The following is an 11,438-nucleotide window of genomic DNA, read 5'->3' on the forward strand; positions in this document are numbered from 1 at the left end:
GCAAAGCTCGCGCGAACGGATTCCAACAATATCCAAGGATTCTAGCGGTTACACGTCAAACTTCAAGTATCACTTTAAGTTTACTTGCTAGCGGTAACCGTCGTCGGGGCCATGGCGAGTGCGCGCTTGGCTTCGATGAAGGTTCTGCTCCAGTAGCTGTCACCCAGGTTGTCGACTCGAACACCGCCACTGCGACGGCTGCTGGAGTGGATAAACTGGTTGTCGCCCAGGTAGATACCGGCATGGCTCACACGGCCACGGCCAGCAGTACTAAAGAAAAGCAGATCACCCGGCTTGAGGTTGTTGCGCGCGACCAACGGTGCATCCACGTTGATCATTTCGCGGGTGGAGCGTGGCAGGTTCATGCCCGCTTCTTCGCGAAACAGGTAGCCGATGAAGCCGCTGCAGTCGAAACCGGCTTCAGAGGTACCGCCGAAACGGTAACGGGTACCGATCAGGGACATGCCGCGTTCAAGAATGCTGTCGGCCAGAACTGGAAGCTGATAAGGCTTGTTGCCGGCGAAGTCGGCCAGTTCCTTCTCGGTTGCAACTTCTTCCTCATAAACAGTGGAAGACTGCGATGCAACGAATTTTGCCTGGGACTGCTGTTGGGTTTTCTGCTGCTCTGCCACTTGTTGAGGGTGGGAGGCGCAACCAAACAACAGGGTAACGAGTGCGAGGGGCACGAGGGGTGCGAAGCGATTTAGCATGGGCACGACCGTGGCTGATATGTAAAGAAGTCGAGACTATGCCCGCTATCAGATCGATTTGCAAATTCAATCGTGATCTATGTGACTTCTTGTTTGGACTATGACATCTAAGCCCTTAACACCCTATACGTGCCTTTTGCGTGGCCAAACCGGCCCAAACGCAGGTTTTCTGGCGCCTGTAATTTGCCAGGAGCCGCGAAACACAAGGGTTGGCTACCAGCCGAGGGTTTCCTTAAGGAAGGGAATGGTGAGCTTGCGCTGGGCCTGCAAAGAGGCCTGGTCGAGTTGCTCGAGCAAGTCGAACAACGCACTCATGCTTCGGGTGCCACGCGTGAGGATAAAGTGCCCCACTTCATCAGTGAGGTGCAGGCCGCGACGGGAAGCGCGCAGCTGCAAGGCACGCAATTTGTCCTCGTCGGACAACGGGCGCATCTGGAAGATCAGCGCCAGGGTCATGCGCGACTTGAGGTCGGCCAACTTGATCGGCAACTCGCGTGGCGAGGTGGATGCCGCGATCAACAGACGCCGCCCACTGTCACGCAGGCGGTTGAACAGGTGAAACAACGCCTCTTCCCATTCGGCCTTGCCGGCGATCGCTTGCAGATCATCCAGGCACACCAGCTCGTATTGTTCGAGATGGTCGAAGATACCGATACCGCGGTCCATCAACTCCGCCAGGGGCAGGTATACCGCCGGCTCGCCCATCTGCTCGAAGCGCAGGCACGCGGCCTGCAACAGGTGGGTACGCCCCACGCCGTGCTTGCCCCACAGGTAGATCAGGCTTTCAGTCCACCCGGCGTCGGCTTCGCAAAGCCGCTCGACATAGCCGAGTGCAGCGGCATTGGCGCCTGGGTAGTAGTTGATAAAGGTGGCGTCGTCACGCAGACGCACACCCAAGGGCAGCTGAATCGGTTTCATGCTGACTGAACGGCTCCAAACGAACCGTTAGTGGCCTCTGTGTAAAGTTTGCAAAGTTTATACCCGTGACGCCGGGCGCACAATGCAGCAGACCACAAGCAAAATCAAAGGTTTGCGTTAACTTGGGCGATTTGCGCAAATTGTTTGACGCAGTTCCCCCATAAACAACAAACCCGGCCTGGGCCGGGTTTGTGACGAAGGGGTTACAGGTCGGGGTCTTCGACCCCCGTGTATACATCCGAATCCTTGTACAGATCATGCACATGGCGCACCAGCACCATGATCACCGCCGCCACCGGCAGCGCCAGCAGGATGCCGGTAAAGCCGAACAGCTCACCGCCCGCCAGGATCGCGAAAATCACGGCCACCGGATGCAGACCGATCCGGTCGCCCACCAGCAACGGCGTCAGCACCATGCCCTCCAACGCCTGCCCCACCATGAACACCGCAACGATGCCCAGCATCGGATACAGGTCGCCACCAAACTGGAACAACCCCGCCACCAGCGCCGCGCCGATACCGATCACAAAGCCCATGTACGGCACGATAGCGGCCAGGCCGGCGATCAGACCGATCAACAGGCCCAGCTCCAGGCCGATCGCCATCAGGCCCGCTGCGTAGATAATCCCCAGCGCCAGCATCACCAGTAACTGGCCACGTACAAACGCCCCCAGCACTTCATGACACTCCTCGGCGAGAGAGACAATGCGCTCTTCACGATTGCGCGGCAGCAGGCTGCGGATCTTGGCCATCATGATGTCCCAGTCACGCAGCAGGTAGAACGCCACCACCGGGATCAGCACCAGGTTGGTCAGCCAGCCGATCAGCGCCAGGCTGGACGCCGTGGCCTGGCTGAGCACCACACCGACAATATCGGTGGTCTGGCCCATGTGTTCGCTGATGGCCGCCTTGACCTTGTCGAACTTCCAGAACCCATCCGACAGCCCCAGCTTGGCCTGGGCCCACGGCATCGCTGTGTGCTGCAGCCAGTCGAGCATCTGCGGCGCCAGTTCATAGAGGCGAAACAACTGCTTGGCCAGCATCGGCACCAGGACCAGCACCAATGCCGTGATGATCAAGGTGAACAAGGCGAACACCGCCACCACGCCCCAGGTGCGCGACAGGCCGACTTTCTCCAGGCGATCCACCACCGGATCGAACAGATAAGCCAGCAGCAACGCAACCAGGAACGGCGTCAGGATCGAATGCAGCAAAAACACAAAACCGCACAGCAGGACAATCCCGCCAAGCCACACCCAACGACGCGTATCCGCCATAAACCACTCCATCTCTAGCTGCTTCTATATAAGGAAGAACATTTACCAACGAAAACGCAGTTGCGCCTGAGGCTCGGGAGCAGGGGCCGGTTGAGTGCCCTCCACTGCCGGCTGCTGTGCAGGTGCCTCACCCGCAGGCACTTCCTGCAACTTGGCCAGGCTCAACTGGGTGCGCAACTGATCGGCACTGCCATTGACGCGATACACAATGCGATTGCCATCGACCAACTGCGGCTGCCCACCAAACGGCTCAAGCAGATGACCCAACGCGGCATACCGCTCAAGGGTCATGCCCTGCACTTCCAGCAGTTGTTCAGTACTCACGCCCGGCTTGACCGCGAAGCGTGGCGCGAGCTTCTGACTGACCGCCAGCATCACCGCATCAGCGACCGCGCCGGTATCAGCGCCTTGGGCGGTGCCCTGCTCGCTCTTGTCACCCAGCCACAAGCGCCACTTGGCTTGCCATTGGCTGCCTTCCTGGCGCGCATGCACCGCCAGCAACGCATCGGCGCCGTAACGCTCGGACGCGGCGCGCAAGGGCGTGGCATCGGCGCTTTCCAGGTTAGGCCCAGTGGCGACCACTTGCTCATCCAGGTCACCCAACGGCAGGCGCAGCGGCAAGCCACGATGTTGTGCGGCTCGGCGCAAAGCCTGGGCAACCGCCTGGCCGTCACCGACCAGGCTGCTGCCTTCGGTAGAGTCATTCAGCCACCAACCAAGGATCGACGGCCGATTGCTGCCCCAGATCGACAGGCCCGCCTCACGCAAGGCGCGGTCGGTGCTCACCGGATCGAAATCCACTTGCAGGCTTTCGGGAGGGCCGGCGTCGTAGCCGTACTGACTGATGATTTGTTGCGGATCTTTACGGACGGCCGCCAGGCCCGAGCCTTCGGCAGCCTTGGCGTCGCCGGTCAGGCGGATCACCAGGGTTTGCACGGCGCGCTGAGTGGCCTGGTCGCGCTCTTGGGGCGACTGGCTGCTAACCGGTTCAAGTACTTGGTAAAGACCATTGAGGGTTTCGGCATGACTCGCCAGGCTGACCAACGACAAGCAGCCTACAAAGAAGAATTTGCACAGACGCATGAAAGATTCCCGAACGACAAAATTAGCGGCTGGAACAGACCGTATGAATGCGGTTTGCCAAGGCTGTGACCACAGCGACTGGTAAAACATTCACAGGGTCTTGGTAAGTTTTCGTACTGTCATAACGATAGCGGGTTCAAGGCTATACCTTAATACTCGCCTTCGCAGACCCGGTCAGCATTTTTAACCGGCTTTTTTCACGGATATGGCCCTGCCCGTCGGCCCGAGGATGGCCGCTGCCCCTCAAGCCTGATAAAATCGCGCGCCTTCGCAGACCGTCAACGGCTGGGCCTTTTACAAAAAGCGCCTGCCCGCTCGGTCGTTACCCAGAAATCCCCCCTAAAGGCCTGGATCATGAGCAAGCAACCCTCCCTGAGCTACAAGGACGCCGGTGTAGACATCGACGCCGGTGAAGCATTGGTCGAACGCATCAAGAGCGTCGCCAAGCGCACTGCGCGCCCCGAAGTCATGGGCGGCCTGGGCGGTTTTGGCGCCCTCTGCGAAATCCCGGCCGGCTACAAGCAGCCTGTACTGGTCTCCGGCACCGACGGCGTGGGCACCAAGCTGCGCCTGGCACTGAACCTGAACAAACACGAGAGCATCGGCATCGACCTGGTTGCCATGTGCGTCAACGACCTGGTGGTATGCGGCGCCGAGCCGCTGTTCTTCCTGGACTACTACGCCACCGGCAAGCTGAACGTGGACACCGCGGCACAAGTGGTCACCGGTATCGGCGCTGGCTGCGAACTGTCGGGTTGCTCCCTGGTGGGCGGCGAAACCGCTGAAATGCCGGGCATGTACGAAGGCGAAGACTACGACCTGGCCGGCTTCTGCGTTGGCGTTGTAGAAAAAGCCGAAATCATCGACGGTTCCAAAGTAGCTGCGGGCGACGCCCTGCTGGCCCTGCCGTCCTCCGGCCCGCACTCCAACGGTTACTCGCTGATCCGCAAGATCATCGAAGTGTCCGGCGCCGACATCGAGAACACCCAGCTCGACGGCAAGCCGCTGACCGACCTGCTGATGGCCCCGACGCGCATCTACGTCAAGCCACTGCTCAAGCTGATCAAGGACACCGGCGCTGTCAAAGCCATGGCCCACATCACCGGTGGCGGCCTGCTGGACAACATCCCGCGCGTCCTGCCAAAAGGCGCCCAGGCCATCGTCGACGTGGCCAGCTGGCAGCGTCCTGCAGTCTTCGACTGGCTGCAAGAGAAAGGCAACGTCAACGAAACCGAGATGCACCGCGTGCTGAACTGCGGCGTGGGCATGGTGATCTGCGTGGCACAAGAACACGTTGAAACCGCGCTGAACGTGCTGCGTGAAGCGGGCGAGCAGCCTTGGGTCATCGGTCAGATCGCCACCGCCCCGGAAGGCGCAGCCCAGGTTGAACTGAAGAACCTCAAGGCTCATTAATGTCTCAGACCTGTGATGTCGTGGTGCTGCTTTCCGGCACCGGCAGTAACTTGCAGGCCCTGATCGACAGCACGCGCACCGGCGACAGCCCGGTGCGCATTGCTGCGGTGATCTCCAACCGCAGCGACGCCTACGGCCTGCAACGCGCCAGGGACGCGGGTATCGAAACCCGTTCGCTGGATCACAAGGCTTTCGAGGGCCGCGAGGCCTTCGACAGCGCCTTGGTCGAACTGATCGACGCCTTCAACCCCAAACTCGTGGTACTCGCCGGTTTCATGCGCATCCTCAGCGCTGACTTCGTGCGCCACTATGAAGGGCGCCTGCTCAACATCCACCCTTCCCTGCTCCCCAAGTACAAAGGCATGCACACGCACCAGCGTGCGCTCGATGCCGGCGACAGCGAGCACGGCTGCAGCGTGCACTTTGTCACCGAGGAACTCGATGGCGGGCCTCTGGTCGTACAGGCAGTGGTTCCGGTAGAGTCTGCAGACTCGGCGCAGACGCTTGCGCAACGGGTTCACACCCAGGAACACAGGATTTATCCGCTGGCTGTTCGCTGGTTTGCCGAGGGGCGGTTGATTCTTGGTGAACAGGGTGCATTATTGGACGGTCAGTTACTCGCGGCCAGCGGCCACTTGATTCGAACCTAGGAGATTTTATGCGTCGCGCCTTGCTCTTCGCTTTTGCGCTGTTCGCCTTGCCTGCCGTGCAAGCAGCAGACCTTCACCCTTTCTCCGCCAGCTACACCGCCGACTGGAAACAGTTGCCCATGAGTGGTTCGGCTGAACGCAGCCTGACCAAGAATGACAATGGCTCCTGGACCTTGAACTTCAAGGCTTCCATGATGATCGCCAGCCTCACCGAAACCAGCGTGATCCAGTTCGATAAGGACGCCCTGCAACCGAAGAGCTACACCTTCGAACGCGGCGGCCTGGGCAAGGCGAAGAAGATCAACCTGGACTTCGACCACTCGACCAACAAGGTCACCGGTTTCGAAAACAAGGACCCGGTCAACGTCACCCTCGAAAGTGGCATGCTCGACAAGTCGACCTACCAGCTCGCCCTGCAACGTGACGTGGCGGCCGGCAAGAAGAGCATGAGCTACCGCGTGGTCGAAGGCACCGACGTCGACACCTACGACTTCCGCGTGATCGGCCCGGAAAAGGTCCAGACCAAAGCCGGCTCCATCGATGCGATCAAGGTCGAGCGTGTACGCGACCCGTCGCAGAGCAAGCGCATCACCCAGATGTGGTTTGCCAAGGACTGGGGCGGCATCCTGGTCGCCCTGCGCCAGGTTGAAACCGACGGCAAGGAATACAACATCATGCTGCTCGACGGTACCGTTGACGGCAAAGCTGTCAAAGGCAGCTGATGGGCTGCTGAATCAAAGAAGAGCCTCGCGGAATGCGGGGCTTTTTTTCGCCTGGAGGTTTTGCGCTAGGGCCGCTAACGCTATCGCTGGCAAGCCAGCTCCTACAGGGAATGTGTTCCAAATGTAGGAGCCGGCTTGCCGGCGATGGCGTCAGCATGGCCAATACAGCCCCATAAGCCTGACCCGAACATGAAACTTCTGTCATAAAACTCAATGACCTGCGACGCAATGTCACGGTTTACGTGGCCTGCAGGATAGTTGCGTTTTATGCAAAGAATTGTTGCGCGGAAAATCGGTTTACTTAGCAAGCTAACAAAACATATAAAAGAGGCCTGCGACGACTTGCCGCAGATCAACCAGAGATTGGAGCAAGCAGATGACTGTAAAAGTAACTGAACGCGACGACGAACATATGTCCCACGAAGCAGTAGCCCACGGGATTCATATCTGGGATGTACATCAGCAAGATCAGCTGGTCGGCATGTTTCACAACGAGAACGAAGCCCACAATTATAAAAACGAGCTCGAAACTCTCGAACTGAAACGCCTGGCGCAAAGCTCCTGAGTATTCGCACGGTTCGGGTCCCTGGCCCACGCAGCCTTGATGCCTGAAAACACAAAACCCGCCTTTTGAGCGGGTTTTGTATTTAGGGGGGCCGCTATGCAGCCCGGCGCGGGGCAAGCCCGCTCACTACAACAAACCCCGCCATTGACGGGGTTTGTTGTTTTTACGGGCTTACCACATCAGATCGTCCGGGATCTGGTAGGCGGCGTATGGATCATCCTCATCCGGCACCTGGCTTTCGGTGAGGACATTGAGCTGCACGATACGCTCCGGTGCACGCTCCTGGATCTTCAGCGCCGCTTCACGCGGGATCACTTCATAGCCGCCACCGTGATGCACGATCGCCAGGGAGCCGTTGCTCAGCTTGTTGCGCATCAAGGTGTTGACCGACAGGCGCTTGACCTTCTTGTCGTCCACGAAGTTGTAGTAGTCCTCGGTGGTCAGCTTGGGCAGGCGCGAGGTCTCGATCAGTTGCTTGACCTGCGCAGTACGAGCCTTGGCCTCGGCCTTTTCCTGCTGTTGGCGGTTCAGCTCCTGGTCGCGCTTGACCTTCTCGGCCTGCGCTTCCTGGGCCAGGCGCGCCTGGGTGTCATCGGCTTCGATCTGACCTTTGTGGACCAGACGTTGCTGCTTCTGTTTCTCTTTGCCGACCTGCTTGGCCTGCTTTTGGTTGACCAGACCTGCTTTGAGCAACTGGTCGCGAAGGGAAAGGCTCATGGTGCTTACTCACTTAGGCAACTGCTCAACCGCAGCTGGACACATTCTTTTCCTGACGTTTGGCTTCACCCCACAGGGCGTCCAACTCTTCGAGGGTGCAATCTTCTATGGGTTTGTGCGTATCGCGCAACGCCTGTTCGATAAATCGGAAACGTCGTTCGAACTTGGCATTGGCGCCACGCAGCGCGGTTTCCGGGTCGACCTTGAGGTGGCGGGCCAGGTTGACGGCGGCAAACAGCAGGTCGCCGACCTCATCAGCGATGGCCGCAGAATCGTTATCAGCCATGGCTTCGAGCACTTCATCCAGCTCTTCGCGCACGTTGTCCACCACCGGCAGCGCGGATGGCCAGTCGAAACCGACCTGGCTGGCGCGCTTCTGCAATTTGGCGGCACGGGACAACGACGGCAAGGCAGTGGGCACATCATCAAGCAGGGACAATTGCTCCGGCGCGTCGGATTTTTCCGCACGCTCCTCGGCCTTGATCTGCTCCCAGCGCTCCTTGACCTGTTCCTCGCTCAATTGCGGGACGTCCAACGGCGCATACAGATCGCCCGTCGGGAACACGTGAGGGTGACGTCGGATCAGCTTGCGGGTGATGCTGTCGATCACGCCGGCGAACTCGAAACGTCCCTCCTCCCGCGCCAGCTGGCTGTAATACACCACCTGGAACAACAGGTCGCCCAACTCACCTTGCAGGTGATCGAAATCACCGCGCTCAATGGCATCGGCAACCTCGTAGGCTTCTTCCAGGGTATGGGGCACGATGGTGGCGTAGGTTTGCTTGATGTCCCACGGGCACCCGTATTGCGGGTCGCGCAGGCGGTTCATCAGGTGTAGCAGGTCTTCAAGCGAATACATCATTCAATCTCTGCGCATATTTCCAGAACACTGAAAATCAACTGTGGGAGCTGGCTTGCCTGCGATGCTGACAACTCGGTCCATCAAGCAGATCGAGGCGATGCTATCGCAGGCAAGCCAGCTCCCACACAAGCCCGGTTCCCACGGGTTGTACCGCATCAAGGGGTGCGGTTACGCCGCGTCTCGATGATGTTCGGCAACTGGGAAATGCGCCCCAGCAACCGCCCCAATGCGTCCAGCCCCGGAATCTCGATGGTCAGGGACATCAACGCGGTGTTGTCCTCTTTGTTCGAGCGGGTGTTGACCGCCAGCACGTTGATCCGCTCATTGAGCAGCACTTGCGAGACGTCACGCAGCAAACCGGAACGGTCGTAGGCGCGAATGACGATGTCCACCGGGTAGGTGAGCACCGGTACCGGCCCCCAACTGACCTGGATGATCCGCTCCGGCTCACGCCCGCCCAGCTGCAGCACCGAGGCGCAGTCCTGGCGGTGAATGCTCACGCCCCGGCCCTGGGTGATGTAGCCGACGATGGCGTCGCCCGGCAACGGCTGGCAGCAACCGGCCATTTGCGTCATCAGGTTGCCCACGCCCTGGATCTGGATGTCGCCGCGCTTGCCCGGCTTGTAGCCCGTGGCCTTGCGTGGGATCAGTTCCAACTGTTCGCTGCCGCGCTCCGGCTCGACCAGTTGCTGGGCCAGGTTGACCAGTTGCGCCAGGCGCAGGTCGCCGGCACCCAGCGCCGCGAACATGTCTTCGGCGATCTTCATGTTGGCCTTTTCGGCCAGCTTGTCGAAGTCCACCTGCGGCAGGCCCAGGCGCGCCAATTCGCGCTCGAGCAAGGTTTTGCCGGCTGCGACGTTCTGGTCGCGGGCCTGCAACTTGAACCAGTGGACGATCTTCGCCCGTGCCCGCGACGTGGTGATGTAACCCAGGTTCGGGTTCAGCCAGTCGCGGCTCGGCGTGCCGTGCTTGCTGGTGATGATCTCGACCTGCTCACCGGTTTGCAGGCTGTAGTTGAGCGGCACGATGCGCCCGTTGATCTTGGCGCCCCGGCAGTTGTGGCCGATCTCGGTGTGCACGCGGTAGGCAAAATCCAGCGGCGTGGCGCCCTTCGGCAAGTCGATGGCATGACCGTCGGGGGTAAAGATGTAGACCCGGTCCGGCTCGATATCCACGCGCAACTGTTCGGCCAGGCCACCGATGTCGCCCAGCTCTTCGTGCCATTCCAGCACTTGGCGCAGCCAGGAGATTTTCTCTTCGTACTGGTTGGACCCGGCCTTGACGTCGGTGCCCTTGTAGCGCCAATGCGCGCACACACCCAGCTCGGCCTCTTCGTGCATGGCGTGGGTGCGGATCTGCACTTCCAGTACCTTGCCTTCGGGGCCGATCACGGCGGTATGCAACGAGCGGTAGCCGTTCTCCTTGGGGTTGGCGATGTAGTCGTCAAACTCCTTGGGAATGTGCCGCCACAGGGTGTGGACGATGCCCAGCGCGGTGTAGCAGTCGCGCATTTCCGGCACCAGCACGCGCACCGCACGCACGTCGTAGATCTGGCTGAAGGCCAGGCCCTTGCGCTGCATTTTGCGCCAGATGGAATAGATGTGTTTGGCACGGCCGCTGATGTCGGCTTCAACGCCGGTGGCCTGCAATTCGGAGCGCAGCTGGTTCATCACGTCGGTGATAAAGCGCTCGCGATCCAGGCGCCGTTCATGCAGCAGCGTAGCGATCTGTTTGTATTGGTCGGGCTCAAGGTAGCGGAAGGACAGGTCCTCCAGCTCCCACTTGATGTGGCCGATACCCAGGCGGTGCGCCAGCGGCGCGTAGATATCGAAGACTTCGCGGGCAACGCGATTGCGTTTTTCGTCGTCGGCGGTCTTCACCGCACGGATCGCGCAGGTGCGCTCGGCCAGCTTGATCAGTGCAACGCGCACGTCATCGACCATGGCCACGAGCATCTTGCGCAGGTTCTCGACCTGGCCCTGGGTGCCCAGCACCATGGATTGACGCGGGCTGAGGCTGGCACTGATGGCGGCCATGCGCAGCACGCCGTCGATCAGCTTGGCCACCACGGCGCCGAAACGCTGGCTGACCAGCGGCAACGCGATATGCCCTTCACGCACACCGCGATAGAGCACGGCGGCGATCAGCGAATCCTGGTCCAACTTGAGATCGGCGAGGATCTCGGCGATTTCCAACCCGGTGCGAAAGCTTGAAGTGCCTTCGGCCCACAGGTTCTTGGCCGCATTGTTTTGCTGCTCCGACTCACGAGCGAACTCGCAAGCGGCCTTCAAGGCTTCACGGTCCAGTGCCGGGTCGACACTGACGGCATGATCCAGCCATGCCTCGAGATTGATACTGCCGTCGGTGTTGATCGGCTGGTGTGCTCTCACCTGTACCATCTTGCTTACCTTCCCTACGACGCACCTTCGATGCGCCAAAAATCATCGCTGACCTGCTTTAACTATTAAAGCTTACACACGCTCCCTGGCAGGTCACGGCCCTGGAGAATGCAGGCCAGTCG

Annotated in this window: 11 protein-coding genes; 4 read left to right on the top strand and 7 right to left on the bottom strand. The window is 60.0% G+C overall.

Annotated features, from left to right (window positions below):
• Positions 1-80: 80 nt before the first annotated feature.
• From HX792_RS11565 to HX792_RS11580, 4 genes are all read right to left on the bottom strand, one after another.
• On the bottom strand, positions 81-710 hold the full coding sequence (locus tag HX792_RS11565) for a C40 family peptidase (RefSeq protein ID WP_176996237.1): 630 nt from the start codon (positions 708-710) through the stop codon (positions 81-83).
• 213 nt (positions 711-923) lie between these two features.
• The gene (hda, locus tag HX792_RS11570; RefSeq protein ID WP_010208669.1) at positions 924-1,628 is read right to left on the bottom strand and encodes a DnaA regulatory inactivator Hda; all 705 of its coding nucleotides are present in this window, start codon (positions 1,626-1,628) and stop codon (positions 924-926) included.
• Positions 1,629-1,831: 203 nt separating this feature from the next.
• Positions 1,832-2,905: an AI-2E family transporter gene (locus HX792_RS11575; RefSeq protein WP_176996238.1), complete on the bottom strand. Its 1,074-nt coding sequence runs from the start codon at positions 2,903-2,905 to the stop codon at positions 1,832-1,834.
• Positions 2,906-2,947: 42 nt separating this feature from the next.
• Positions 2,948-3,988: a DUF2066 domain-containing protein gene (locus tag HX792_RS11580; RefSeq protein WP_176996239.1), complete on the bottom strand. Its 1,041-nt coding sequence runs from the start codon at positions 3,986-3,988 to the stop codon at positions 2,948-2,950.
• Positions 3,989-4,342: 354 nt separating this feature from the next.
• On the opposite strand from HX792_RS11580, the gene purM reads away from it, so the two are divergent.
• The 4 genes from purM (at position 4,343) to HX792_RS11600 (ending at position 7,338) form a co-directional block, all read left to right on the top strand.
• Positions 4,343-5,401, top strand: coding sequence for a phosphoribosylformylglycinamidine cyclo-ligase (gene purM / locus HX792_RS11585; RefSeq protein ID WP_176996240.1), 1,059 nt, complete (start codon positions 4,343-4,345; stop codon positions 5,399-5,401).
• Positions 5,401-6,051, top strand: a complete 651-nt coding sequence (gene purN, locus HX792_RS11590; protein WP_071482945.1) for a phosphoribosylglycinamide formyltransferase — start codon at positions 5,401-5,403, stop codon at positions 6,049-6,051. Before purM ends, purN begins: the two co-directional genes overlap by 1 nt.
• 8 nt (positions 6,052-6,059) lie before the next feature.
• A complete protein-coding gene (locus HX792_RS11595; RefSeq protein WP_176996241.1) occupies positions 6,060-6,773 on the top strand; it encodes a DUF3108 domain-containing protein in 714 nt (237 codons plus the stop codon).
• Between the two features lie 376 nt (positions 6,774-7,149).
• Complete coding sequence (locus HX792_RS11600; RefSeq protein ID WP_176996242.1) at positions 7,150-7,338, top strand: hypothetical protein; 189 nt, start codon at positions 7,150-7,152, stop codon at positions 7,336-7,338.
• Positions 7,339-7,509: 171 nt separating this feature from the next.
• On the opposite strand, the gene HX792_RS11605 is transcribed toward HX792_RS11600, so the two are convergent.
• The 3 genes from HX792_RS11605 to relA all read right to left on the bottom strand — a co-directional run bounded on the left by HX792_RS11605 (position 7,510) and on the right by relA (position 11,316).
• Entirely contained in the window at positions 7,510-8,055 is a 546-nt protein-coding gene (locus HX792_RS11605) for a DUF2058 domain-containing protein (RefSeq protein WP_176996243.1), read from the bottom strand.
• A 25-nt stretch (positions 8,056-8,080) separates the two neighbouring features.
• On the bottom strand, positions 8,081-8,914 hold the full coding sequence (gene mazG, locus HX792_RS11610; protein ID WP_176996380.1) for a nucleoside triphosphate pyrophosphohydrolase: 834 nt from the start codon (positions 8,912-8,914) through the stop codon (positions 8,081-8,083).
• 158 nt (positions 8,915-9,072) lie between these two features.
• Complete coding sequence (gene relA / locus HX792_RS11615; RefSeq protein WP_176996244.1) at positions 9,073-11,316, bottom strand: GTP diphosphokinase; 2,244 nt, start codon at positions 11,314-11,316, stop codon at positions 9,073-9,075.
• Between the last annotated feature and the right edge of the window lie 122 nt (positions 11,317-11,438).

The organism is Pseudomonas sp. B6002 (assembly GCF_013385985.1).
GTDB lineage: Bacteria > Pseudomonadota > Gammaproteobacteria > Pseudomonadales > Pseudomonadaceae > Aquipseudomonas.

Bases quoted from the DNA above. Each gene is read 5' to 3' on its own strand.
- HX792_RS11565 (WP_176996237.1), bottom strand. From the start codon at position 710: ATGCTAAATCGCTTCGCACCCCTCGTGCCCCTCGCACTCGTTACCCTG.
- hda (WP_010208669.1), bottom strand. From the start codon at position 1,628: ATGAAACCGATTCAGCTGCCCTTGGGTGTGCGTCTGCGTGACGACGCC.
- HX792_RS11575 (WP_176996238.1), bottom strand. From the start codon at position 2,905: ATGGCGGATACGCGTCGTTGGGTGTGGCTTGGCGGGATTGTCCTGCTG.
- HX792_RS11580 (WP_176996239.1), bottom strand. From the start codon at position 3,988: ATGCGTCTGTGCAAATTCTTCTTTGTAGGCTGCTTGTCGTTGGTCAGC.
- purM (WP_176996240.1), top strand. From the start codon at position 4,343: ATGAGCAAGCAACCCTCCCTGAGCTACAAGGACGCCGGTGTAGACATC.
- purN (WP_071482945.1), top strand. From the start codon at position 5,401: ATGTCTCAGACCTGTGATGTCGTGGTGCTGCTTTCCGGCACCGGCAGT.
- HX792_RS11595 (WP_176996241.1), top strand. From the start codon at position 6,060: ATGCGTCGCGCCTTGCTCTTCGCTTTTGCGCTGTTCGCCTTGCCTGCC.
- HX792_RS11600 (WP_176996242.1), top strand. From the start codon at position 7,150: ATGACTGTAAAAGTAACTGAACGCGACGACGAACATATGTCCCACGAA.
- HX792_RS11605 (WP_176996243.1), bottom strand. From the start codon at position 8,055: ATGAGCCTTTCCCTTCGCGACCAGTTGCTCAAAGCAGGTCTGGTCAAC.
- mazG (WP_176996380.1), bottom strand. From the start codon at position 8,914: ATGTATTCGCTTGAAGACCTGCTACACCTGATGAACCGCCTGCGCGAC.
- relA (WP_176996244.1), bottom strand. From the start codon at position 11,316: ATGGTACAGGTGAGAGCACACCAGCCGATCAACACCGACGGCAGTATC.